We start from the raw sequence: 23,915 nt of genomic DNA, 5'->3' as shown, positions 1-23,915 counted from the left end.
GTCTGGTGCTCGCCGGCGCCGGCGATTGATGCGGCAGGTTCCCGTGCCACTAGGATTGCCGCGATTTGCGCGCCCGCACCCACCCTCGGAGACCTCATTGACCACGCCACCGCTCGTCTCGATCGTTCTTCCGGTCCACAACGACGAGACCTGGATCGGGAACGCGATCGAGAGCTGTCTGCGTCAGTCGGTCGGGCAGTTCGAGCTCATCTGCGTGGACGACGCCTCGACGGACGGCACGAGCGAGGTCATCGAGCGCTACCAGGCCCAGGACGAGCGCGTCCGGCTGATCCGGCTGGAGCAGAACGGGTCGGCGTTCCAGGGCCGGCGGGCCGGCATCATGGCGGCGCAGGGCGAGTACCTCCTCTTCGTCGACGGTGACGACGAGTTCGCCCCGGACGCGGTCGAGAAGTCGTACGCGAAGGCGCGGGCGACGGACGCGGACCTGGTCGGCTTCGGCGTCGAGGTCATCAACCCGGACGGGCAGAAGGTCGGCGGCTACCAGAAGCGCCTGGCCCCGATCCACCAGTCGCTCAGCGGCGACGAGGTCTTCAACGGGCTCTTCCCCGTCGGCAAGGCGGCGCAGGGGCAGCTCTGGCGCTACCTCTTCCGGACCTCGCTGCTCCGCGAGGTCTACGAGATGCTCCCGGCCGACCTGGTGCTCCCGCGCGTCAACGACCTCCCGATCATGTTCCTCACGGCGGCCCGCGCCCGAAAGTACGTGTCGATCCAGGACCGCCTCTACCGGTACTTCTTCCGCCGTGGGGGCAGCGGGCACGCGGTCGCCGACGTCGGCCGGTTCGCCTTCTACATGGGCGCGATCGACTCCGTCGAGAGCATCCGCCCGGCGCTCGAGTCCCTGCTGGGAACCCGGAAGGACCCGGACGAGCTGCTCCGGAGCTACGAGTCGGCGCGGCTGTCGATGATCGCGAACGTGATCGGCTTCCTGCAGAAGAACATGAGCAGCGACCTGCACGGGGCCTGCCTCGACCTGCTGCACTCCCGCGTCCCGCAGCCCGACGTCGTGCTCGCGGCCGTGACCCACTGCCCGGAGGTCCTCGCGACGCTCGCGACGGCCGGCACCCGGATCGAGGCGGGGGAGCGCCCGGTCAAGAGCGTGCTGCTGACCACCAAGACGCTGACGACCGGCGGCGTCTCCGGCGTGCTCCTCTCGCAGGCGCACTTCCTGCTGGAGGCCGGCTACAAGGTCACGGTCGTCGCCCACCGCAAGGACAGCGTGCTCGACGGCCTGCCCGAGGGCGCGAAGTTCATCGAGATGAAGGGCAAGGGCCTGCCCGCCCGGGTCGAGGAGTGGGCGCAGATCTGCCGCGACGAGGCGATCGACGTCATCATCGACCAGCAGATCCTCTACAGCCGGCAGTGGCCGTCCTATGCCCTGATGGCGCGTGCCCTGGGCGTGCCGACCATCGGGTGGATCCACAACTTCGGGCTCCGCCCGATCTACGACCAGAACGACCTGACGTCCTTCCTCACGGACCACCTGAACGCGCTGGCGACCACGGTCACGCTGTCCCCGCTCGACGTCGCCTACTGGAAGCTCCGCGGCATCGAGCACACGGTCTACCTCCCCAACCCGCCGTCGCCGCTGCTCATCGAGTCGGCCGCCATGAACATGACGAAGACCGCGCCCGAGGGGCGGATCGAGCTCGTCTGGTGGGGCCGCCTGGACGAGCGCACCAAGAAGCCGGGCGAGCTGCTCGCCATGGCCCAGGAGCTGCGCCGGCTGTCGGTCGACTTCGAGCTGACGGTCATCGGGCCGGACTGGAAGGACTACACCGTCGCGGACCTCGCCGCCGAGGTGGAGCGGAAGAGCCTGGGCGAGCACGTGAAGGTCGTCGGTGCGCGCCGCGGCGAGGAGCTGATCCGGTCGATCGACGCGGCGCACCTCTTCGTGACGACGAGCATCATCGAGGGCTACCAGCTGACCCTCGCGGAGGCCCAGGTCCGCGGTGTGCCCGTGGTCATGTACGAGCTGCCGTGGCTCGTGCCCGTCCAGGACAACGAGGGCATCGTCGCCGTCCGCCAGGGTGACGCCGTGGGGCTCGCCCGGGAGGTCGCGGCCTTCGCCGAGGACCGCGAGCGGTACCTCCGGTACTCGCAGGCCTCGGTGAAGGCCGCCGAGCGGATGACCTCGTACGACATGTCGAGCCTGTACCAGCAGCTCGTGCAGGGCACGCTGCCCGCCGAGTTCTCGCCGGAGCCGACGCTCGACGACGCCCGGCAGATCCTCGACTGGACCGTCTTCTACGCGGAGACCAGCTTCGCGGAGAAGGCCGAGAAGCCTCGTGGACGGAAGGCTCGTAGGACCGCGGCGGCCTCGAAGGTCTCGCCGTCGTCGAGGAAGGTCTCCCTGGCGCGGCGGGTGGCGCGGCGGAGCATCCGGACCTTCCCGGCGCTCGAGCCGGTGTTCCGACGCGTGCAGAGGGCGCTGTAAGACTAGGATTGCCGCGATGTGCGCGTCCGCCCTCCAGCGTCGGAGACCTCATTGCATTCGCCACCGCTCGTCTCGATCGTCCTTTCGGTGCACAACGACGAGGCCTGGATCGCCAATGCGATCGAGAGCTGTCTGGGTCAGTCGGTCGGGCAGTTCGAGGTCATCTGCGTGGACGATGCCTCCACGGACGGCACGAACGAGGTCATCGAGCGTTACCAGGCCCGGGACGAGCGCGTCCGGCTGATCCGGCTGGAGCGGAACGGCTCGGCGTTCCAGGGGCGGCGGGCCGGCATCATGGCGGCGCAGGGCGAGTACGTCCTCTTCCTGGACGGTGACGACGAGTTCGCTCCGGACGCGGTCGAGAAGTCGTACGCGCAAGCACGCGCGACGGACGCCGACCTGGTCGGTTTTGGTGTCGAGGTCATCAACCCGGACGGGCAGAAGGTCGGCGGGTACCAGAAGCGGCTGGCGCCGATCCACCAGTCGCTCAGCGGCGACGAGGTGTTCAACGGGCTCTTCCCGGTCGGACGCGCGGCGCAGGGGCAGCTGTGGCGCTACATCTTCCGGACGTCGCTGCTCCGCGACGTCCACGAGATGCTCCCGGCGGACCTGGTGCTCCCGCGGGTGAACGACCTCCCGGTCATGTTCCTCGCGGCCGCGCGTGCTCAGAAGTACGTATCGATCACGGACAAGCTGTACCGGTACTTCTTCCGTCGTGGCGGGAGCGGGCACGCGGTCGCGGACGTCGCCCAGTTCGAGTTCTACATGGGCGCGATCGATGCCGTCGAGAGCATCCGCCCGGCGCTCGACACTCTGGCGGAGGCCCGGGAGGACCCGACCGAGCTCATCAGAAGCTATGAGTCGGCGCGGCTGTCGATGATCGCGAACGTGATCGGCTTCCTGAAGAAGAACATGAGCAGCGACCTGCACGGCGCCTGCCTCGACCTGCTGCACTCCCGCGTCCCGCAGCCCGACGTCGTGCTCGCGGCGGTGACCCATACCCCCGAGGTCCTCCCGGCCCTCGCGACGGCCGGCACCCGGATCGAGGCGGGGGAGCGCCCGGTCAAGAGCGTGCTGCTGACGACCAAGACGGTGACCACCGGCGGTGTCTCCGGCGTGCTCCTCTCGCAGGCGCACTTCCTGCTGGAGGCCGGGTACAAGGTCACGGTCGTCGCGCGGCGTAAGGACAGCGTGCTCGACGGCTTGCCGGAGGGCGCGAAGTTCATCGAGCTGACGGGCGAGGGTCTGCCCGCCCGCGTGCAGGATTGGGCGCGGATCTGCCGCGACGAGGCGATCGACGTCATCATCGACCAGCAGATCCTCTACAGCCGGCAGTGGCCGTCGTACGCCTTGATGGCGCGTGCTGTCGGTGTGCCGACGATCGGGTGGATCCACAGCTTCGGGCTACGTCCGATCTACGACCAGAACGGCCTGACGTCGTTCCTCACGGACCACCTGGGCGCTCTCGCGACCACGGTCACGCTGTCCCCGCTCGACGTCGCCTACTGGAAGCTCCGCGGTATCGAGCACGCGGTGTACCTGCCGAACCCGCCGTCGCCGCTGCTGATCGAGTCGGCCGCGATGGAAGTGACGAAGACCGCGCCCGAGGGGCGGATCGAGCTCGTCTGGTGGGGCCGCCTGGACGAGCGCCTGAAGAAGCCGGGCGAGCTGCTCCGCATGGCCGAGGAGCTGTGTCAGCTCTCGGTCGACTTCCGGCTGACGGTGATCGGGCCAGGCTGGATGGACTACACCGTGGCGGACCTCGCCGCCGAGGTGGAGAAGAGGGGCCTGGGCCAGTACGTGAAGGTCGTCGGGCCGCGCCGCGGCGAGGAGCTGATCCGGTCGATCGACGCGGCGCATCTCTTCGTGACGACGAGCATCATCGAGGGCTACCAGCTGACGCTCGCCGAGGCTCAGATCCGAGGCGTGCCCGTGGTGATGTACGAGCTGCCGTGGCTGGTGCCCGTCCAGGACAACGAGGGCATCGTCGCCGTTCCTCAGGGTGACGCCGTGGGGCTCGCCCGGGAGGTCGCGGCCCTCGCCGAGGACCGGGAGCGCTACCTCCGGCACTCGCGCGCGTCGGTCAAGGCCGCCGAGCGGTTGACCTCGTACGACATGTCGAGCCTGTACCAGCAGCTGCTCCAGGGTTCCCTGCCCGCCGAGTTCTCGCCGGAGCCGACGCTCGACGACGCCCGGCAGCTCCTCGACCGGACCGTCTTCTACGCGGAGACCGGCTTCGCGGAGAGCGCGGCGAAGCAGAGCGCGGCAGCGCCCCCCAGGAAGACTTCCTTGGTGCGCCGGGTGGCACGGCGGAGCATCCGGACCTTCCCCGCGCTCGAACCAGTCCTCCGGCGAGTGCAGAGGGCGCTGTGAGCAGGCCCGGTGCGTGAGGACTCCTGGTAGGAGCGAGCTGGTCGAGGCCAGCCGCCTACCAGGAGCCGAGCGACGTCCGCCCGATCCGTCAGGCGGTCAGAGGACGGCGTCCATGGCCTTGTGGATCCGCTCCTGCAGGTCCGTGAGCGTGGCTCGGGCGGTGTCGATGCCGGACACGAGGCTCGAGCGGCGATCCACGACCTGCGGGCCGAGCTGCGCGAGCTCGTCGTACCGGCCGGTGAGCTCGCCGAGACCCGCGGAGTCGAGCAGACGCTTGATCTTCTCCGGGTCGGCGGCCGACCCGAGCGGGTAGGCACCCTCCGACGCGCCGATGATCAGCCCGTGCGCGCGGTCGCTGATCACCGCGAGCGACCTGCGGTAGACGTCGCGGACGTGGTCGTCGAGGTCGCGGTGGCTGGTGCTGGCCGCCACGAGGTACTTGCCGCCGAGCTCCTCGGCGACGCGCACGGCGCGGGGGGCGTCACGGGCTACCTGGGCGACGGTGACGATCTCGGTCGACGTCTGCGCGGCGAGGGCGCGGACGGCGTCGAACCACGAGGCCTCCGGCCACGGCCGGTCGTAGCGCAGCGTGATCGGCAGCAGCGGGCGCTCGGACTCGGGGGCCCACCGGGACGTCGGCGTGCCCATCGAGTAGGCCCAGTCCGGCGCGACGTCGCCGAACCCTGCGGCGTCCCGCGACGGCTGGTCGCGCCAGGACACGATCGCCGCGTCCTGCAGCACCTGGTGGAACGTGACCGCCTCGGCCGCGACCTGGGGCGACCGGATGCCGATCCCGGCGACGATGACGGCGCCCCCGGCGTTGACCGCCTGCTGCAGGCCGGCGACGCGGCTGCGCTTGGGGTACGTGCCGGCGCGCGGGTTGATCTCGCCTGCCTCGAAGAGGTGAACGGGGCGGACGGCGGCCCGGGAGGCGGCGCCCCACTTCGACGCCTTGGTGTAGACGCGGTCCTCGGGCTTCAGGGGAAGGCCGGAGACGTAGTCCGACGTCTTGTTCTCCAGAAGCACGTGGAAGCGGCGGCCCTCGCCTCGGGCGGCGAGGAGGAAGCCTGCTCGCAGCGCGGAGTCGCCGAGATTGTCGTCCTGCCCACCGAGGTTGACGAAGACATCTTGGACAAGGTTCGAGTTCACGGTGGGGGATCCTATTATCGGAGTCGCGTTGCCGGCGGTCGATCAGGGCTGACGTGCACAGAGGGCTGGTGTGTGCCCGGTCTGTGTGGACCGCTGAGGCCCGTCGTCGTGACTGCGGACCTGTGCACAGCCAGGGTCCACGTTGGTATCGTAGCCTGGTGCCGAATGTTACTCATCCCGCTGCAGATCCCGCCGCCGAGCGCGATCAGCGCGACCAGATCGTGGTCTTCGCATCTCAGCGCCAGCCGTACCACATCGTCTCCTACATCGACCAGATCGTCGGGAACGAAGCCACCCCGGGTGTCGAGTTCCGCTACTTCGAGGGCAAGCTTCCGCACGCCGACATGGACGTGGTCCACCTGCACCGGTCGAGCGTGCTGCTCGGCAAGGGCAGCCGGTGGAAGCGCCTCGCCAAGATGGCCGACTTCGTGCTGCAGGCCAAGCGCCGCAAGATCGCCGTGGTGCGGACCATCAGCGGTGCCGACGCCACCGGCCAGGGCGGCCGCCTGCGTCAGGCCGCGAACCGGCTGCTCGACCAGGTGACGACGTCGTACATCGTGCTGGACGAGACGACGCGTGCCCCGAAGGGGCGTCCCGTCACGCTCATCCCGCACGCGCACTACCGCGAGCGGTTCCTGGGCTACCCCCGCTCCGAGCAGGTGCCCGGCCGTCTGCTCCGCATCTCGCCGAACCTGCCCAAGGGCGTCGCGCCGGCGCTCGAGAACTTCTTCTCCACCGAGACGCCCGGGCTCTCGCTGCGCGTCGTCGGCAAGCCGGCGGCCGGTGCGTACATCGGGCTCAAGGGGATGGCCGCGCGCGACCCGGAGAAGATCACGCTGCTGCTCGAGACCATCTCCGAGGGCGCGACCGTGCAGGAGGTCACCGCTGCCGAGCTGGTGCTGCTCCCCAAGGTGGCCGAGATCGAGGACATGCACGTGCTGTACACGGCACTGTCGCTCGACCGCCCCGTCCTGGTGCCCGCCACCGACCTGACGCGACGTCTCGCCAAGAAGGTCGGCGCCGGGTGGATCACCCTCTACGAGGGCCCGCTCACCGCCGAGAAGATCGACTCCACGGTGACGAGCCTGCGCGCGACGCCGCCGTCGGGCAGCCCGCAGCTCGACGCGCCCGACCTGGAGGAGACCGTGAAGATGTACGCCAAGGTCTTCCAGGACGCGGCAGCGGCCAGCCGCCGCTGACGAAGGGTCCGGTCTGGACGTCGCGGCGGTCCTGAGGACGACAGGGACCGCCGAGGTCGGTGGGATCGGTGTGCTCCGGTAGATTCCCCCGGAAACCACGAGCCAGGACGGAAACCTTGACCACGCTGAGCATCATCGTGCCGGTCTACGACGCGGCCACGTTCCTGCCCAACTGCCTCGCGACGATCAGGGCGAACCGGCGCGATGACTACCAGTTCATCCTGATCGACGACCACTCCTCGGACGAGACGCCCGAGATCATCGAGCGTGCGGCGCGGGACATGCCCTGGCTGACCACCCTGCGCAACCCCGAGAACTACGGCGTGGCCAAGTCCAGGAACATCGCGCTGGAGCATGCCGAGGGCAGGTACCTCACCTATCTCGACGCCGACGACTGGTACCACGTAGGGCACCTCGACCGGACCCTGGCCGCGTTGCAGCGGCTGGACGTCGACTTCGTCCGGACCGATCACGTGCGGGTCGACCAGATGACGCGCGTGGTCGAGCGGGCGCCCGAGGAGCGCCGGGACGTCGTGCTCGACCCGAGGTCGCAGATCGGCGCGCCGGGCTACCGGACCGTCGTCGACTACCCGTTCCTGTGGGCGGGGATGTACGACAGGGAACGGATCGACCCCGCGCTGTTCGCCTTCGACGAGTCGTTGCGCACGGCCGCCGACCGGCCGTGGTTCTGGCGCCTGCACCTGAACACGGAGTCCACCGCCGTGGTGGACCTGAACGGCTACTTCTACCGCAAGGACGCCAACCCCACGGCGCTCACCCAGGCGGGGAACGCGAGCACGCTGCACTTCCTGGACGCCTATGCCGGCATCCGTGACCTGGCGGTCGGCTCGGGCAACGCCGGCTACGTGGACAAGGCGGCGTACGGAGCGCTGCGGATCGTCGAGTTCCACGTGTCCCGCCGCGCCAGGCTGTCCCACGAGCTGCAGCGCGAGCTGTACCACCGGTCGTCCGCGTTCCTGAACTCGTTCCCGCCGGAGTCCGTCCGCACCGCGCTGCGGCACTTCGACCTGTCCAAGCGGATCGTGCTCGGGAAGATCCTGCGAATCGAGGCCGACTGACATGGACCAGCTCTTCGTCGCTCCCACCTTCTCGGCGGCCGCCGCCATGGCGTCCGCCGTCGACGCCGGCCTGTACGCCGACGCCGGCACCAAGGTGCTGATGACGACCAGCACCTCACCGATCCCGGAGCTCGGGGGCGGCCTGGCGGAGCAGCCCGGTTTCGCCGAGCTCGCCCGGCGGTTCGACCGGGTCGTGTCCCTCAACGAGGTCATCTACCCGCAGCACCCGTGCTCGTGGAGCCCGGCGGAGGACGTCGAGCGGTGGCACGGGATCCTCGCGGCGGCGGTGGGCCTGCGCGAGCCGTTCGGGATCACGCTCCAGTCGTTGGCGGCCAAGCCGGCGACCTCGGTCCTGCGGGTCTTCCCGGAGGGTCCGGTCGACGTCGTCCCCGACGGGCTGACGGGCTACGGCCCGCTGCCGGTGCCCGCGCCGCGACAGATCGCGCCACGGCTGCGCCGGCTGCTCCACCTGGACCTGGCGGGCGGGCTGGACCCGGTGCTCCTGCGCGAGCACGTGGTGGCGAACGTGGTCCTGTCCTCGGCGGGGTACCGGGACGTCGTGGCCGAGCACGGTGAGGCGACGGCGTCCGCGTCGCCGGGCGAGGAGCGGGTCGACGCGATCGTGCTCGGGCAGGACCTGAGCACGTCCGGGCTGCTGTCACCGGAGGAGGAGCAGGAGCTGCACGAGAGATTCCTTCGGGTGGCCGCCGGGCTGGGGCACCGGCAGGTCGTGCTCACGCCGCGCCCGAGCGCGCCCCCGGCGTTCGCGCACCGGCTCCCGGACCTGGCGGACGAGCTCGGCGTCCGGCTGCGGGTGCTCGACGACCCGGTACCCGCGGAGGTCCTGTACGACCGGCTGTGGCCCGCCGCCGTCATCGGGTGCTTCTCGGCCGAGCTGTCGACGGCGGCCGAGGTCTACGGGACGGCCGGGTACGCCGTCGGGGTCGACGAGGTGCTGGAGCGGCTGCCGAAGCTCCAGGACGGCAACCGCGTCCCGCTGGCGATCACCGACGTCCGCCTGAACCGCGCGGACGTCGCGCCGGACGGCACCCTGGTCGAGCGCGGTCCCGTCGAGATCGACCTGCAGCTGCTGGTGGACGAGATCGCGCACGCGATGCGCCGACCGGGTGCCGTGTCGGAGGACCGGAGGCGGCTGCTCGCCGAGCACCCCTGGACCGCGAAGTTCTTCGCGGGGGCCGACGACGTCGCCGGCCGGGCGGCCGTGGTGCCGGTGCCGCAGGCCGGCGCGCCCGGCGACGACCAGCGCCACGCGGATGCCCGTGCGGTGGCGAGGAAGGTCAGGACCCGGCTCCGGCGCGACGCGGGACGGCTCGTCCGCCAGGCGGCGCGACGGTCGGGCGCGGTCCGCAGGGCGAAGGCGGTCGCGCAGGCCGTCATGTTCCGGCCGCACTGAGCCTGTCCGGACCAGCAGGGACGGGTGAGGCCCGCCGCTGGTCGAGCTCTTCGGGACCTCACCGGTCTCGACGAGCTCGACCCGCGGCGGGCCTCACCGATGATCAGTCGCGGCCGTAGATGTCGCGGGTGTAGACCTTGTCGGCCACGTCGTCGAGCGCCTCGGTGCGGCGGTTGGCGATGATGACGTCGGCGCGGCCCTTGAACGCGTCCAGGTCGCGGACGACCTCGGAGCTGTAGAACTCGTCGTCCTCGAGGCTGGGCTCGTAGACGATGACCTCGATGCCCTTGGCCTTGATGCGCTTCATGATGCCCTGGATCGAGGAGGCCCGGAAGTTGTCCGACCCGGACTTCATGACCAGGCGGTACACGCCCACGGTCTTGGGCTCGCGCCGCAGGATGTCCGCGGCGACGAAGTCCTTGCGCGTGGTGTTGGCGTCCACCACGGCGTTGATCAGGTTCTGCGGCACGTCGGCGTAGTTGGCCAGGAGCTGCTTGGTGTCCTTGGGCAGGCAGTAGCCGCCGTACCCGAAGGACGGGTTGTTGTAGTGCGACCCGATCCGCGGGTCCAGGCCCACGCCCTCGATGATCTGCGCGGTGTCCAGGCCGTGGGTGGCCGCGTACGTGTCGAGCTCGTTGAAGTAGGCGACGCGCAGCGCGAGGTAGGTGTTGGCGAACAGCTTGATCGCCTCGGCCTCGGTCGCGTCGGTCAGCAGGATCGGGACGTCCTTGGTCAGCGCGCCCTCGAGCAGCAGCTCGGCGAAGTGCTTGCCGCGCTCGGACCGGTCGCCGACCACGATGCGCGAGGGGTGCAGGTTGTCGTACAGCGCCCGGCCCTCCCGAAGGAACTCCGGCGAGAAGACGATGGCGGCGCCGGGGCGCTCGGCCCGCACCCGCTCGGTGAAGCCCACCGGGATCGTGGACTTCACGACGATCGTCGCGTCGGGTGCCACCTGCAGCACCTGGTCGATCACCGACTCCACCGAGGAGGTGTCGAAGAAGTTGGTCACCTCGTCGTAGTTCGTCGGCGTCGCCACGACCACGACCTGCGCACCGGTGTAGGCGGCCGAGGCGTCCAGCGTCGCGGTGAGGTCGAGGTCCTTCGTGGCGAGGTACTCCTCCAGCTCCGCGTCCACGATCGGGCTCTTGCGGTCGTTCACCAGCGCGACCTTCGAAGCGTCTACGTCCACCGCCCACACCTGGTGGTGCTGTGCGAGCAGGACGGCGTTGGACAGGCCGACATAGCCCGTTCCGGCAACAGCGATCTTCATGGCGTAATCCTCTCAGAGATGGAGTTCGGGCCCGTACGACGGACGCGAACGGCCCGATGACCGCGTGGAGCCGGGGTGCCAGGGGGCGAGTCGGGGAGCGCTAGAGTGGACAGCGCCCTGCGCGCGACGCGCAGGCGGGACGGGACCTGGTTCACCAGGCTCCGCCCGAGTCAGCCCGTCGAAGGAAAGCATGCCAGAGACAGCCGGCCCGTCGGCCATCGTCATCATCCCGGCCCGCGGCGGTTCGCAGGGGGTCCCGCTGAAGAACCTGGCCCGGGTCGACGGCATCACGCTCGTCGGCCGGGCGGTCCAGGCCGCGTCAGCGGCCCCGTCGGTCGGGACGGTCATCGTCTCGACGGACCACGACGAGATCGCGGCGGAGGCGCTGTCGCACGGAGCTCGCGTGGTGGTCCGGCCCGCGGAGATCGCCGGCGGGACGGCGTCGTCGGAGTCCGCGCTGCTGCACGTCCTGGAGCGGGTGGAGGCCGGTGACGGGGGCCTGCCCCCGCAGGAGATCCCGCCGGTCACGGTGCTGGTGCAGTGCACCTCTCCGTTCATCGACCCCGCGGACCTGGACGCCGCCGTGCGCACCGTCGCCGAGGGGGAGAAGGACGTGGTCGTCGCCGTCTCGGAGACGCACGACTTCCAGTGGCGGATCGACGACGGCGTGGCCAGCCCGGTGGGCCACACCACCGAGTACCGGCCGCGGCGCCAGGAGCGGGCCCCGCACTACCGGGAGACCGGCGCCTTCTACGTGATGCGTACGGACGGGTTCCGGGAGAGCGGGACGCGGTTCTTCGGCGACGTCGGCATCCAGCCGGTCGCCCCCGAGTGGTCGATCGAGATCGACGAGCCGCGCGACCTGTGGCTCGCCCGCCAGCTCGTCGACCAGGACGTCGACGCCTCGCCCGAGCCGCTCGACGTCGACGCCCTGGTGACCGACTTCGACGGCGTGCACACCGACGACCACGCCTACGTGGACCAGGACGGCACCGAGCAGGTCCGGGTCAGTCGTGGCGACGGGATGGGTATCTCCCGCCTGCGGCGCACGGGCATCCCCGTCCTGATCCTGTCCACCGAGACCAACAAGGTCGTCGCCTCCCGCGCGAGCAAGCTGCGCGTCGAGGTGCTGCACGGCGTCGAGGACAAGGCCACCGCGCTGCGCGGCTGGCTCACGGACCACGGTCTCGACCCGGCGCGGGTCGCGTACGTCGGGAACGACGTCAACGACCTGCCCGCCATGGCGGTCGTCGGCTGGCCGATCGCGGTCGCCGACGCGCGTCCCGAGGTGAAGGCGCAGGCCAGGATCGTGCTGTCCCGGGACGGCGGAGACGGTGCGGTTCGTGAGGTCTGTGACCGTATACTCGCCTCGCGTCCGGGTGAAGTCGCGCCCGGTGCCGGCACCGCCCAGGCTCCAGCCGTCACCGGATAGCCATCGACAAGCCGTACGAGCACTACCCTGTGCAAGACATCTTCGGAAGGACCTCGTTATGAGCGCGACGAACGCGCAGCCCACGCCGGTCGCCATCGGCGAGCACCAGGTGGGCGCTGACCAGCCGGTCTACGTGATCGGTGAGATCGGCATCAACCACAACGGTGACGTCGAGATCGCCAAGAAGCTGATCGACGTCGCGGTCGAGGCCGGGTGCCAGGCCGTGAAGTTCCAGAAGCGCACGCCGGAGATCAGCACGCCGAAGGACCAGCGCGACAAGATCCGTCAGACGCCCTGGGGCGAGATGACGTACCTCGAGTACAAGTACAAGGTCGAGTTCGAAGAGCCCGAGTACACGGAGATCGACGCGTACGCCAAGGAGAAGGGCATCCAGTGGTTCGCCTCTCCGTGGGACGCCCCGTCGGTCGAGTTCCTCGAGAAGATGAACGTGCCGACCCACAAGGTCGCCTCCGCCTCGGTGACGGACCACGAGATGCTCCGCGCGCTGGCCGCGACCGGTAAGCCGATCATCCTGTCGACCGGCATGTCGACGCTGGAGCAGATCGACGCCGCCGTGGAGATCCTGGACTCGAGCAAGCTCGTGATCCTGCACTCCACCTCGACCTACCCGCTTCCCCCCGAGGAGGCGAACCTGCGCACCATCACGACGCTGCAGGAGCGCTACGGCGTGCCCGTCGGCTACTCGGGCCACGAGACCGGTCTGCAGATCTCGATCGCGGCCGTCGCGCTGGGTGCCGTCGCCGTCGAGCGGCACATCACGCTCGACCGCGCCATGTGGGGCTCGGACCACGCCTCCTCGCTCGAGCCCAAGGGCCTCGAGAACCTGGTGCGCGACATCCGCATCCTCGAGAAGGCTCTCGGCGACGGCCAGAAGCGCGTCATGCCCGGCGAGTTCTCGCCGATGTCGCGCCTGCGCCGCGTCGACGCGTAACAGGTCGACCTGTCGGGGGCGGACGCCGCGTGTGCGCGGCGTCCGCCCCCGATGTTTCCGGAACTGACAGAACACGAGATCGTGGACCTGTAGGTCCTGCCAACGCGTCAACGAGAGGAGGCCTCGTGCCCGAGCGGGTAGAGGCGGCGAGCATGCCGTTGGTGACGGTGGTCGCCGTCGTACGTGACGAGGAGCCCTACCTCGAGGCGATGGTGCGCTCGGTCCTGGGCCAGGACTATCCCCACCCGCTGCACGTGGTGCTGTCGGTGGGGCCGTCCAAGGACCGGACCCGCGAGATCGCCGACAAGCTCGCGGTCGAGACCGGCCGCGTCACCGTGGTGGACAACCCGACGGGCTCCAAGCCGCTGGGCCTGAACGCAGGCCTGGAGCGCATGCCCGAGGGACACTCGATCTTCGTCCGTGTGGACGGCCACACCGTGGCCGAGCCCACGTACGTGCGCCGCGCCGTGGAGGCCCTCCAGGCCGCGGGCGCGGACGGCGTCGGCGGGCAGATGCTTCCCGTCGGCGACACCCCCGTCCAGAAGGCCGTGGCGCGTGCCATGAGCCACCCCGCGGGGCTGGGCGCCGCGTCGTTCCACACGGGCGGCGTCGCCGGCCCGGCCGAGACCGTCTACCTGGGCACGTTCCGCCGCGAGGCGCTGGAGCGCGTGGGCGGGTACTCGCCCGTGTACGTGCGGGCCCAGGACTGGGAGCTGTGCCTGCGCCTGCGCACCAGCGGCAGCCTGCTCTGGTTCGACCCGTCGCTCGTCGTCGAGTACAAGCCGCGCCGCTCGCTGGGCGCCATCGCCACGCAGTTCTGGCGCACCGGCATGTGGCGCCGCGAGGTGGTGCGCCGCAACCCCGGCACCGCGAACCTGCGCTACCTCGCCCCGCCGACCGCCGTCGTCGTGCTCGCCGTGTCCGTGCTGGTGGCGATCGCCGGCGCCGTCGCGGGCTCGCTGCCCGTGACCGTGGTCGGCCTCGTGCCGCCCGCCACCTACCTGCTGGGCGTGCTGGCGGCGTCGGCGCACGCGGCGACCCGCCGCCCGCGGCTCGACCTGCGCTCGGCGCTGGCCCTGCCGGCGACGCTCGTGACGATGCACATGGCGTGGGGCGCCGGGTTCCTGCGCGGGCTCACGGAGCGCGTCCGGGTCGACGACGGCGTCTGACCCACCCGGACGCCGAACGAGGTGTCAGACGTACAGGTCACCCGAGTGATCTGTACGTCTGACACCTCGCGGGAGTCAGGCCTTCTTGTCCAGGAACAGCAGCCGCACCGGGCGGGTCACCAGCCGGATCCCGTCGTAGACGAACCGGGGCAGGTACATCTGCGAGTACATCCGCAGGTAGCGCAGGCGCAGCCACGGCTTGACCTCGGCCAGCTCGGTGAGGGTCCCGTCCGCGCGCCGGGCCGCCAGCTCCCGGACGGTTGCCGGCAGCTCGGACTCCGCGGCGTGCAGGTAGTTGTCCTCGAGCCAGGCGGTGTCGGGCTCCGGACCGCCCGCGCGGAACGCCTCGGCGGCGCCGGCCACGGGGAGCACGCAGCCGCTGCCCGCGAACGGCGCGTTGAGCAGCTCAGGGGTCACGCCGAAGTCGTCGATGATGACGGTCGACAGGCCCAGGGACAGCGACTCCATCGCGGCGGTCGAGCTGACCGTCATGAGCGCGGAGCCGGCCTGCAGCCACTCGGCCATGGGGCCGTCGACGAACCGCAGCGCGTCGCTGCGGTGCCCGAGCTTCTTGTGCTCGGCGTCCCACAGCTCGTCGTACGGGAAGGCCTCGTTGTGCGTCTGCCGCTCGCCCTTTCGGGCGCGCAGCTTCACGATGACCTCGAAGTCGTCCTCGGCCAGCTTCGCCAGGCGGTCCAGCAGGGTGACGCGGTCGGGCCGGTTGTCGGGCACCTTGGCCTGCGCCGCGAACACGACGCGCTTGACGGGCTCGGCGCCCAGGCTCCCGGCCGTGTGCTCCAGGAACGGCAGGTGGGCCAGCGGCACCTCGGGGGTGACCCCGTGCTCGGCGAAGGCCTCGCGGTACGCGTCGACCTCGAGCCGGCTGTGCACCACGAACGCGTCGCACCAGCGGCGCCAGCCCGTGCCCTTCGGCGTGGCGGGCAGCGCCATGCCGGGCAGCCCGGTGATCAGGGCGGGGCGGCGCTTGCCCGCCGCGGCGACGACGGCGCGCGCCACCACCTCGGCGACGGGCCCGGTGGCGGCGATGAGCACGACGTCGGGGCTCGTGTCCCGGACCTGCGCGGCGAGGTCCCGGAGGAGCAGGACGGCGGGCCGGACCACCGAGGACCCGGCGACGGCGGCGGCGATCTGACTGGTGGTCGGCGCGATCGGCGTCTTGACGATCACGGCCGAGCGGTCCAGGCCGCTGTCGTCGGCCGGGCCGAGCCTGTCCAGCGACGCGCATGCCCACTTCAGGTAGGAGTCGCTGTCCGCGACCGCGAGCACGCGGATGGTCATTCGTTCGCCTCCGGGGAGTCGGTTTCCGGAGCGTCGTCGGCTGCTGCCCGGGCCTGCCGGGCGAGCTCGACGACGCTGGTCAGGTGCGCTCGCTGTTCGGCCGTCGCGCGCGGCGTCCACCAGTCGGCGGGCACGTCGAGCGCGGTGACGGGGACACCGAGCGGGGAAATGATAGTGGTCAACAGGATTGTCGACGTCGACGGCAGGCTCAGCACCCGCTGGCCCGCGCGCAGGCCCCGCAGCCGGATCTCGACGGGGGCGCCGGGGGCGTCGACGGTCACGCCGTCGATCTCGGCCAGGGTCGCGAGCAGCTCCGGCGTCTGACGGCGGTGCGGCAGGTAGCGCAGCGCGCTCTCCTTCGCCAGCGACCGGATCCAGTCGACGTACCGGTGCGGGTCGATCAGCTTGTCGGCGGCCATCGCCGAGCCGACGACGATCGTGGGCTCGGGCATCGCCTCGTCGGCGGGCTGCGCGGTGAGCCAGCCGAACTGGTTGTGCCGCACGTCGAAGCCCTGGGCCCGCAGCCCGGCGGACAGGTCGGGGGTGAGCGGCATGGCGGTGAAGATCGTGACGCGGCCGTCGGCGGCGAGGGACCGCAGGCGGCCGGCGGCGACGGCGCCGAGGCGCCGCCGGGGGGCACGCGCGGGACGGCCGATCCGGACCAGGGGAGCGCGGCGCACCAGGAGGCGGCACAGCTCGAGGGTGGCCAGGCCGTCGTCGACCAGCACCATGCGTTCCGGGCGGCGCAGGGGCGCGGTGGCCTGGAACAGGCCGGAGAAGGCGTCGCCCACGAGCCAGACGGGCTCGCGCGCGGTCAGGGCGCTGCGGCGTCCCGCGAGGTCGAAGGTCAGTCCGTCGGGGAGCGTGAGCTCGCGCACCCCGGACAGGGCGTCGCCCAGCGCGGGGACGTCGTCGCGCACGTGTACGTGCGTCTCGGTTCCGCCGTATCCGGCGGCGTGCGCTTCGACCGTGCAGAGCAGCTGCAGCGGCGACTCGACCAGGGCGCCGGCCACACGCGGGGACGCGGTGCCCGGTTCGGTCGTTCGAGGAGCGGGACGGGGGTGCTGCACGCGTGGAGTCTCTCACGGGAGACGTCCGCCGAGGTCCGGCGGGCGTGGTCCCCGGCCCTGCTACAGGCATCCCGACCAAACTGCTAGGGTCCGTGACCCGCTAGGATCGAACGGCCGGATCGTCCCCGGCAGTGCCCCCGACCAGACAGGTATTTCCCAAACCGTGAGCACACCTACTACCGACGCGGCAGCGCCAGCAAAGCCTGCCGCCAGCGGTGATGCTAAAACGCCACCGCCGCCGCTCGTCCCCGGCACGACGTCTGCCGAGCGGCTCGCTCTCGCGAAGAAGTACGGGCTGCGCCCCCTGAACGTCCGCCCGCCGCTGGGCGAGTACATCCGCGACCTGGCAGGCCGCTGGGCCTTCATCCGCGTCCTCGCCACGTCGACCGCGTACGCCAAGAACCAGAACAACTACCTGGGCCAGCTCTGGGCCGTGCTGAACCCCATCCTCAACGCGGCCGTGTACGTGCTGATCTTCGGCATCCTGCTCGGCCTCAACCGAGGCGTGAGCAACTCGATCGCGTTCATCGTGATCGGCGTCTTCATGTACCGCTTCATCGAGTCCTCGGTGACCGGCGGTGCCAAGTCCATCAGCGGCAAGACCCAGCTGCTGCGTTCCCTGCACTTCCCGCGTGCGGTGCTGCCGATGTCGACGGTGCTGTCGCTGCTGACCACGCTGCTGCCCGCGATCGTGGTCATGTGCATCGTGACGCTGCTCAGCGGTCTGCTGCCCGGCTACGCCATGATCCACATCACCTGGTGGTGGCTCCTGCTGCCCGCCGCCGTGGCGCTGATGTGGATCTTCAACACCGGGCTGGCCTTCATCATGGCCCGGTACGTGGCCACGACGCCCGACGTCGAGAACGTGCTGCCGTTCGTCATGCGCGTCGTGATGTACGCGTCCGGCGTCATCTTCCCGATCGTCGGCCACCTCGACAAGCTGCACATCCCCGAGGCGTTCAAGGCGGTCGTCGGCGGCATCCTGGAGTACCAGCCGGTCGCGGTGTACCTGTACCTGGTGCGCTCCGTGCTGATGCAGGAGGAGCAGTTCCCGCCCAGCGGCCTGATGTGGGCCCTCGGCGGCGTGTGGGCCGTGGTGTTCTTCGTGGTCGGTTTCATCGTGTTCTGGCGCGGCGAGGAGAGGTACGGACGTGACTGAGGCCGACGAGCACATGGACTTCGACCTCGAGATCGAGCCCGAGGACGAGGGCGAGGAGGCGCTCGAGACCGATCTCGGCGACCCCTGCCTCGTGGTGGACGACCTGCACGTGGTCTACCGCGTCATCGGCGGTCGCGCGCGCAAGGAGGCCGAGAAGAAGGGCTCCGAGGTTCGCGAGATCAAGGTCAAGGAGCCGTTCTTCAAGAGGCTGCTCCAGTCGGGCCGCCAGCACGTGGGCGCGGTGAGCGAGGTGCACGCCGTGCGCGGCGTCTCGTTCACGGTGCGGCACGGCGAGTCCGTCGGGATCGTCGGCGTCAACGGCTCGGGCAAGAGCACGATGCTCCGGGCGATCGCCGGCCTCATGCCGCCCAAGCACGGCAGCGTGCACGTCTCCGGCGAGCCGTCGCTGCTCGGCGTGAACGCGGCCCTCATGCCGCAGCTCTCGGGCGAGCGGAACATCATGATCGGCGGCCTCGCGCTCGGGCTCACGCCCAAGGAGGTCGACGAGAAGTTCGACGAGGTGGTGGAGTTCGCCGGCATCGGCGACTTCGTCTACCTGCCGATGAAGACGTACTCGTCCGGCATGGGCGCGCGCCTGCGGTTCGCGATCTCGTCGGCCGCGTCGCCGGACATCCTGATGATCGACGAGGCGCTCGCCACGGGTGACGCCGCCTTCAAGGAGCGCAGCAAGTCGCGGATCGAGGACGTGCGGGCGAACGCCGGCACCGTGTTCCTGGTGAGCCACTCGATCTCGACGATCGAGGCCATGTGCACCCGGGTGCTGTGGATGCACCAGGGGCAGCTCGTCATGGACGGTCCCGTGCACGAGGTCGCCGACGCGTACAAGAAGTTCGTGCGCGCGCAGCGGCCCGGCGGCATGACCCCGGCGCGCCGGCGCGCGATCCAGCGCAAGCGCGCGGCCGAGGCGAAGGCCGCGGAGGCTGAGGCGAAGAAGGCCGAGGCCGAGCAGAAGAAGGCGGCGGAGGCGCGGGCCTGATTCTGCCGAGGGCTGGTAGGCCCCGGTGAGTGATCGGCAGAAGGTCAGGTGGTCGGCAGCTCGAGCTGCCGACCACCTGACCTTCTGCCGACCGCCCTGATCAGGTACCGGCTCAGCCCAGCAGGGTTGCCAGGTGGCGGCGGACCCGGTCCACCGCTTCCGGGACCGGGACGTCGGTGGTGTCGATGACGAGGTCGGCGTCGTCGGGCTCCTCGTAGGGCGACGAGATGCCGGTGAACTCAGCGACCTCGCCGGCCCGGGCCCGGGCGTAGAAGCCCTTGCGGTCGCGGGCCTCGCACACCGCCAGCGGCGTGCTGACGTGCACCAGCACGAAGTGCGCGCCGGCCTCCTCGGCGAGGGCCCGCACGCGGGCCCGGCCGGCGGCGAACGGCGCGATCGGCGCGGCCACGGCGATGCCGCCGTGCCGGGCCACCAGCGCCGCCACGTACCCGATGCGTTCCACGTTGGTCTCCCGGGACGCGCGGTCGAACCCGAGCCCCTTCGACAGGTGCTGGCGCACCTCGTCGCCGTCGAGCAGCGTGGTGCCCAGGCCGTCGTCCTCCAGCTCGGCCGCCAGGGCGCGCGCCACGGTCGACTTGCCCGAACCGGACAGGCCCGTGAAGAACACGACCGCGCCCCGGCGGTGGGCGCCGCTCGCGGCGCGGGTCAGCTCGGCCGCCGAGGCGGGCGGGTACAGCGCACGGACGGCTTCGTCCCGCACGCCGGGCAGGGCCGCCACGCGCTCGGCCGTGGCCGGCGAGCGGTGCGCGGCGAGCCGCTCGACGCGGGCCGTGCCGTAGGCGGTCGCCACGTCGTCGAGGGACACGTCGCCCAGCCCGGACCAGGGCACGACGACGGTGGCCACCCGCGCGCCGGTGCGTTCGGCGAGGGTGCCGGCCAGGCCCTGGGCCGCCCGCACGAGCCCGGGTGCGCCGACGGTGCCCGGCTCGGGGGCGCGGCGCGCGACCGGCACGAGCAGCAGCACGTCGGCAGTCCCGGCCCCGTCGGCCGGCTCCACGGCCTCGCCCGGCCCGGCGCCGGCGACGAGCGTCGCCGCGGCGTCGGACTCCTCGCGGGTCGGGACCTCGGTGACGAGCAGACCGAGGCCGGCCGCGGCACCGACGCCCGCCCGCACGTCGCGGGCCGGACGGCGCACGGCGGCGTCCCACTGCGGCCCGATCGCCGCGGCGAGGGGCCGCAGCGGCTCGACCGCGGGCGTCCCGCCGGGCAGGTCCGTGAGACGGGCCAGCGGTGTGTTCTCGGCGTCGGTCAGCACCACGCCGGCCGTCCCGGCGTCGCCCGCCCCGGAGAGCGCGTCGCCCGCCGGGCGGGCCCGCAGGGCCGTCACCAGGGCCGACGGCGGGAGCGCCCCACCGAGGGTGAGCTCGAGGACGTCCAGCTCGTCGTCGTCAAGGACGCGGGCGGGGGAGTCGGTCATCTGTGCGGGCTCGTCTCTGCCGGGTCGCCGGCGGTCTCGGGTGCGGCCGGGGATCCGGGTGCCGCCTGGGTTCCGCGGCCGGCCGCTGCTGCCGCCGGCGGGCTCATTCCCGATCAAATCCATCGGAGTAGTAGGTATTAACCCCGCCTATGGCCGGTATTGATGCCTTCTGGTGAACTGGCGCTTGATCGCATGGCGGAATGGTAGTCGCCGGCGCCTCCGGCGGGCTGTACCTTGGGCAGCCTGGCCCCCGTCGAGCGCCGCATCGGGACGGCCTGACCAGCCGGAAGTCGCCCACCCTGGAGACCGATGAACGCGCCGTCCCCCACGCTCCCGCCGGCGTCGCTCGACGACGACTCCCTCGCCCGCGCACTCGCCTCGGGTGCTGCCGAGGTGCTGCTCGCGCTCCGCGCGGAGGTCGACGCCGCCGGCGGCTCGTTCGTCGCCAGGGAGCTGAAGGACGCCGGCGACGCCGCCGCCCAGGCATGGCTCGCCGCCGCGCTGTCGGCGGCCCGGCCCGGCGACGCCGTCCTCTCGGAGGAGGCCAAGGACGACGCCGCCCGCACGGGCGCGGACCGGGTCTGGATCATCGACCCGCTCGACGGCACCCGCGAGTTCGCCGAGCGGCACGCCGACGGACCCCTGGCCGGGCAGTGGCGGGACGACTTCGCCGTCCACGTGGCGCTCTGGGAGCGCGGCCCCGGCCTCACCTCCGGCGCCGTCGCCCTGCCCGCCCGCGGGCAGGTCCTCACCACCGCGGACGGCGTCGTGCGTGACGAGGACTCCGCCGCCGTCCTGTCCGGGGACCGGCCGCTGCGGATCGCCGCGAGCCGCAGCCGCCCGCCGGCCTTCGTGGCGGCGCTGGCCGAGCGCGACGACGTCGAGCTCGTGCCGATGGGCTCGGCCGGGGTCAAGATGATGGCGGTGGCCGACGCCACCGTCGACGCCTACGTCCACGGGGGCGGGCAGTACGAGTGGGACTCCGCGGCCCCGGTGGCCGTGGCCTTCTCCCGCGGTCTCGTCTGCACCCGGCTGGACGGATCCGAGCTGGAGTACAACAGGGAGAATCCCTGGCTCCCCGACCTGTTCGTATGTCCCCCGGCACTGGCTCCGCGCCTGCGCGAGCTGCTCGACACCGTGGGTGTCGCGTCCGTGGCCGGGGCAGATCGCAAGGAAGGTGCCCGGTCGTGAAGAGTCACGTTCTGAGCCAGCTGCGCAGCCTGGAGGCCGAGAGCATCCACATCATGCGCGAGGTCGTCGCCGAGATGCAGCGCCCCTGTCTGCTGTTCTCCGGCGGCAAGGACTCCATCGTCATGCTGCACCTCGCGGTCAAGGCGTTCGCCCCGGCGCGCGTCCCGTTCCCGATCATGCACGTGGACACGGGCCTGAACTTCCAGACCGTGCTCGACTGCCGGGACCGCTGGGTGGAGCGCACGGGCGTGCAGCTCGTCGTCGCCTCCGTGCAGGAGGGGATCGACCGGGGTCTGGTGCAGGAGGAGCCCAACGGCTCGCGCAACCGGATCCAGACGCCGGTGCTGCTGGAGGCGGCCGAGAAGCACGGCTTCGACGCCCTGTTCGGCGGCGGGCGCCGCGACGAGGAGAAGGCGCGCGCCAAGGAGCGCGTGTTCTCCTTCCGCGACGACTTCGGCCAGTGGGACCCGAAGAACCAGCGCCCGGAGATCTGGAACCTGTACAACGGCCGCGTGCACCAGGGCGAGTCGATCCGGGTGTTCCCGCTGTCCAACTGGACCGAGCTGGACATCTGGTCCTACATCGAGGCCGAGGACATCGACCTGCCCGACCTCTACCTCGCCAGGGAGCGCGAGGTCGTGGAGCGCAGCGGCATGCTCTACGAGGTCAACGGCTTCACGCCGCTCAAGGACGGCGAGACCGCCCAGGTCCTGTCCACGCGCTACCGCACCGTCGGCGACGCGAACCTCACGGCGTGCGTCGAGTCCGGCGCGGCCACGCTGCGCGACGTCGTCGAGGAGGTCGCGGCCGTGCGCCTGACCGAGCGCGGCGCCACGCGCGGCGACGACAAGGTCAGCGAGGCCGCCATGGAAGACCGCAAGAAGGAAGGCTACTTCTGATGACGACGACTCTTCCCGAGGCGACCCCGGAGGGGCGCAACGAGCTCGTCACCGGCGACCTGCTGCGGTTCGCCACGGCCGGCTCGGTCGACGACGGCAAGTCCACCCTGATCGGCCGGCTGCTGTTCGACAGCAAGTCGATCTTCGCCGACCAGCTCGAGTCGGTGGAGCAGGTCAGCCGGGACCGCGGCAACGACTACGCGGACCTGTCGCTCCTGACGGACGGCCTGCGCGCCGAGCGCGAACAGGGCATCACCATCGACGTGGCGTACCGCTACTTCGCGACGCCCAAGCGCAAGTTCATCATCGCGGACACCCCGGGCCACATCCAGTACACGCGGAACATGGTCACCGGCGCGTCGACGGCGGACGTGGCGCTGATCCTCGTGGACGCGCGCAAGGGCGTGGTCGAGCAGTCGCGCCGGCACACGTTCCTCGCCACGCTCCTGGGCGTGCCGCACATCGTGGTCTGCGTGAACAAGATGGACCTGGTCGACTACGACGAGCAGGTCTTCGAGCAGATCCGCGCGGAGTTCACCGAGTTCGCGGCCCGGCTGCGGGTGCCCGACCTGACCTTCATCCCGGTGTCCGCCCTCGCGGGCGACAACGTGGTGACGCGGTCGGAGAACATGCCGTGGTTCGACGGCTCGCCGCTGCTCAGCCACCTCGAGCGGCTGCACGTCGCGTCCGACCGCAACCTGGTCGACGTCCGGTTCCCGGTGCAGTACGTGATCCGGCCCCAGCAGAACGACGCGCGCGACTACCGCGGCTACGCGGGGACGGTCGCGTCCGGCGTCATGAAGCCGGGGGACCGGGTGCTGGCCCTGCCGGCCGGCCTGGAGACCACCATCGCGTCCATCGAGACGGCCGACGGGCCCGTCGAGGAGGCGTACCCGCCCATGTCGGTGACGGTGCGGCTGGCCGACGAGATCGACATCTCGCGCGGCGACATGATCTGCCGCCCGAACAACGCCCCGACGGTCACGCAGGACGTCGACGCGCAGATCTGCTGGATGGACGAGTCGGCGGCGCTGGTGCAGGGCAAGAAGTACGCGATCAAGCACACCACCCGGTGGGCGCGCGCGATGGTGAAGAACATCAACTACCGCGTCGACGTGAACACGCTGCACCGCGACGAGGACGCCACCGAGATCAAGCTGAACGAGATCGCGCGCATCCGCCTGCGCGTGACCCAGCCGCTGTTCGTGGACCCCTACACGCAGAACCGGCAGACCGGCGCCTTCATCCTCGTGGACGAGGCGACCAACAAGACGGTCGCCGCGGGGATGATCGGCACCGCCGGCCGGCAGTACTGACCCCCGGCCCCCGGCCCGCTCGCGCGGGGCGCGGGCACCGGTGGTCGGGCTGGT

The 23,915-nt window shown here is 71.1% G+C and carries 18 protein-coding genes; 13 read left to right on the top strand and 5 right to left on the bottom strand.

What is annotated here, in order from left to right; translation table 11 throughout:
• The first annotated feature begins 97 nt into the window (after positions 1-97).
• Together H291_RS0124720 and H291_RS0124715 are read left to right on the top strand one after the other, a co-directional pair.
• A complete protein-coding gene (locus tag H291_RS0124720; protein ID WP_020017715.1) occupies positions 98-2,455 on the top strand; it encodes a glycosyltransferase in 2,358 nt (785 codons plus the stop codon).
• Between the two features lie 18 nt (positions 2,456-2,473).
• Entirely contained in the window at positions 2,474-4,828 is a 2,355-nt protein-coding gene (locus tag H291_RS0124715) for a glycosyltransferase (protein WP_269637224.1), read from the top strand.
• Between the two features lie 96 nt (positions 4,829-4,924).
• On the opposite strand, the gene H291_RS0124710 is transcribed toward H291_RS0124715, so the two are convergent.
• Complete coding sequence (locus tag H291_RS0124710; protein ID WP_020017713.1) at positions 4,925-5,977, bottom strand: hypothetical protein; 1,053 nt, start codon at positions 5,975-5,977, stop codon at positions 4,925-4,927.
• 158 nt (positions 5,978-6,135) lie between these two features.
• On the opposite strand from H291_RS0124710, the gene H291_RS0124705 reads away from it, so the two are divergent.
• The 3 genes from H291_RS0124705 (at position 6,136) to H291_RS31575 (ending at position 9,669) form a co-directional block, all read left to right on the top strand.
• A complete protein-coding gene (locus H291_RS0124705; protein WP_157237317.1) occupies positions 6,136-7,176 on the top strand; it encodes a hypothetical protein in 1,041 nt (346 codons plus the stop codon).
• Positions 7,177-7,292: 116 nt separating this feature from the next.
• On the top strand, positions 7,293-8,255 hold the full coding sequence (locus H291_RS31580; protein ID WP_020017711.1) for a glycosyltransferase family 2 protein: 963 nt from the start codon (positions 7,293-7,295) through the stop codon (positions 8,253-8,255).
• A 1-nt stretch (position 8,256) separates the two neighbouring features.
• On the top strand, positions 8,257-9,669 hold the full coding sequence (locus tag H291_RS31575; protein ID WP_020017710.1) for a polysialyltransferase family glycosyltransferase: 1,413 nt from the start codon (positions 8,257-8,259) through the stop codon (positions 9,667-9,669).
• Positions 9,670-9,772: 103 nt separating this feature from the next.
• On the opposite strand, the gene H291_RS0124690 is transcribed toward H291_RS31575, so the two are convergent.
• Positions 9,773-10,939 (bottom strand): nucleotide sugar dehydrogenase, encoded by a 1,167-nt coding sequence (locus H291_RS0124690; RefSeq protein WP_020017709.1) that lies wholly within the window; start codon positions 10,937-10,939, stop codon positions 9,773-9,775.
• A gap of 190 nt (positions 10,940-11,129) precedes the next feature.
• Here H291_RS0124690 and H291_RS0124685 point away from each other — a divergent pair, with 190 nt between their 5' ends.
• The 3 genes from H291_RS0124685 (at position 11,130) to H291_RS0124675 (ending at position 14,492) form a co-directional block, all read left to right on the top strand.
• Positions 11,130-12,371 (top strand): acylneuraminate cytidylyltransferase, encoded by a 1,242-nt coding sequence (locus H291_RS0124685; protein WP_020017708.1) that lies wholly within the window; start codon positions 11,130-11,132, stop codon positions 12,369-12,371.
• A gap of 58 nt (positions 12,372-12,429) precedes the next feature.
• A complete protein-coding gene (locus H291_RS0124680; RefSeq protein WP_020017707.1) occupies positions 12,430-13,323 on the top strand; it encodes an N-acetylneuraminate synthase family protein in 894 nt (297 codons plus the stop codon).
• Between the two features lie 125 nt (positions 13,324-13,448).
• On the top strand, positions 13,449-14,492 hold the full coding sequence (locus H291_RS0124675; protein ID WP_232216170.1) for a glycosyltransferase family 2 protein: 1,044 nt from the start codon (positions 13,449-13,451) through the stop codon (positions 14,490-14,492).
• A 75-nt stretch (positions 14,493-14,567) separates the two neighbouring features.
• Here H291_RS0124675 and H291_RS0124670 read toward each other — a convergent pair whose 3' ends face one another.
• Positions 14,568-15,791 carry a DUF6716 putative glycosyltransferase gene (locus H291_RS0124670; protein WP_026366098.1) on the bottom strand — a complete coding sequence of 408 codons (1,224 nt, stop codon included), beginning with the start codon at positions 15,789-15,791 and terminating at the stop codon, positions 14,568-14,570.
• Positions 15,788-16,861, bottom strand: coding sequence for a hypothetical protein (locus tag H291_RS31570; protein WP_232216169.1), 1,074 nt, complete (start codon positions 16,859-16,861; stop codon positions 15,788-15,790). Before H291_RS31570 ends, H291_RS0124670 begins: the two co-directional genes overlap by 4 nt.
• A 163-nt stretch (positions 16,862-17,024) precedes the next feature.
• Here H291_RS31570 and H291_RS0124660 point away from each other — a divergent pair, with 163 nt between their 5' ends.
• Positions 17,025-18,020: an ABC transporter permease gene (locus H291_RS0124660; protein ID WP_020017704.1), complete on the top strand. Its 996-nt coding sequence runs from the start codon at positions 17,025-17,027 to the stop codon at positions 18,018-18,020.
• Positions 18,013-19,017 carry an ABC transporter ATP-binding protein gene (locus H291_RS0124655; protein WP_020017703.1) on the top strand — a complete coding sequence of 335 codons (1,005 nt, stop codon included), beginning with the start codon at positions 18,013-18,015 and terminating at the stop codon, positions 19,015-19,017. Before H291_RS0124660 ends, H291_RS0124655 begins: the two co-directional genes overlap by 8 nt.
• A gap of 112 nt (positions 19,018-19,129) precedes the next feature.
• Here H291_RS0124655 and cysC read toward each other — a convergent pair whose 3' ends face one another.
• Positions 19,130-20,455 (bottom strand): adenylyl-sulfate kinase, encoded by a 1,326-nt coding sequence (cysC, locus tag H291_RS0124650; protein WP_020017702.1) that lies wholly within the window; start codon positions 20,453-20,455, stop codon positions 19,130-19,132.
• A 309-nt stretch (positions 20,456-20,764) separates the two neighbouring features.
• Between cysC and H291_RS0124645 the strand changes: the two genes are divergently transcribed.
• From H291_RS0124645 to cysN, 3 genes are read left to right on the top strand one after another with little or no spacing between them, the layout of a single operon-like run.
• Positions 20,765-21,646, top strand: coding sequence for a 3'(2'),5'-bisphosphate nucleotidase CysQ (locus tag H291_RS0124645; protein WP_020017701.1), 882 nt, complete (start codon positions 20,765-20,767; stop codon positions 21,644-21,646).
• The gene (gene cysD, locus H291_RS0124640) at positions 21,643-22,545 is read left to right on the top strand and encodes a sulfate adenylyltransferase subunit CysD (protein ID WP_020017700.1); all 903 of its coding nucleotides are present in this window, start codon (positions 21,643-21,645) and stop codon (positions 22,543-22,545) included. Before H291_RS0124645 ends, cysD begins: the two co-directional genes overlap by 4 nt.
• Complete coding sequence (gene cysN / locus H291_RS0124635) at positions 22,545-23,861, top strand: sulfate adenylyltransferase subunit CysN (RefSeq protein ID WP_020017699.1); 1,317 nt, start codon at positions 22,545-22,547, stop codon at positions 23,859-23,861. The genes cysD and cysN overlap by 1 nt, the downstream gene beginning before the upstream one ends.
• Positions 23,862-23,915: the final 54 nt, after the last annotated feature.

Source organism: Promicromonospora sukumoe 327MFSha3.1, assembly GCF_000385135.1.
GTDB classification, from domain to species: Bacteria; Actinomycetota; Actinomycetes; order Actinomycetales; family Cellulomonadaceae; genus Promicromonospora; species Promicromonospora sukumoe_B.
This window is presented reverse-complemented; position numbering and strand designations above follow the sequence as displayed.

What these genes read in the sequence shown, in the direction of transcription:
- cysN (WP_020017699.1), top strand. Translation starts at nt 22,545, where the DNA reads ATGACGACGACTCTTCCCGAGGCGACCCCGGAGGGGCGCAACGAGCTC.
- H291_RS0124645 (WP_020017701.1), top strand. Translation starts at nt 20,765, where the DNA reads ATGAACGCGCCGTCCCCCACGCTCCCGCCGGCGTCGCTCGACGACGAC.
- H291_RS0124680 (WP_020017707.1), top strand. Translation starts at nt 12,430, where the DNA reads ATGAGCGCGACGAACGCGCAGCCCACGCCGGTCGCCATCGGCGAGCAC.
- H291_RS0124690 (WP_020017709.1), bottom strand. Translation starts at nt 10,939, where the DNA reads ATGAAGATCGCTGTTGCCGGAACGGGCTATGTCGGCCTGTCCAACGCC.
- H291_RS31575 (WP_020017710.1), top strand. Translation starts at nt 8,257, where the DNA reads ATGGACCAGCTCTTCGTCGCTCCCACCTTCTCGGCGGCCGCCGCCATG.
- H291_RS0124670 (WP_026366098.1), bottom strand. Translation starts at nt 15,791, where the DNA reads ATGACCATCCGCGTGCTCGCGGTCGCGGACAGCGACTCCTACCTGAAG.
- cysC (WP_020017702.1), bottom strand. Translation starts at nt 20,455, where the DNA reads ATGACCGACTCCCCCGCCCGCGTCCTTGACGACGACGAGCTGGACGTC.
- H291_RS0124685 (WP_020017708.1), top strand. Translation starts at nt 11,130, where the DNA reads ATGCCAGAGACAGCCGGCCCGTCGGCCATCGTCATCATCCCGGCCCGC.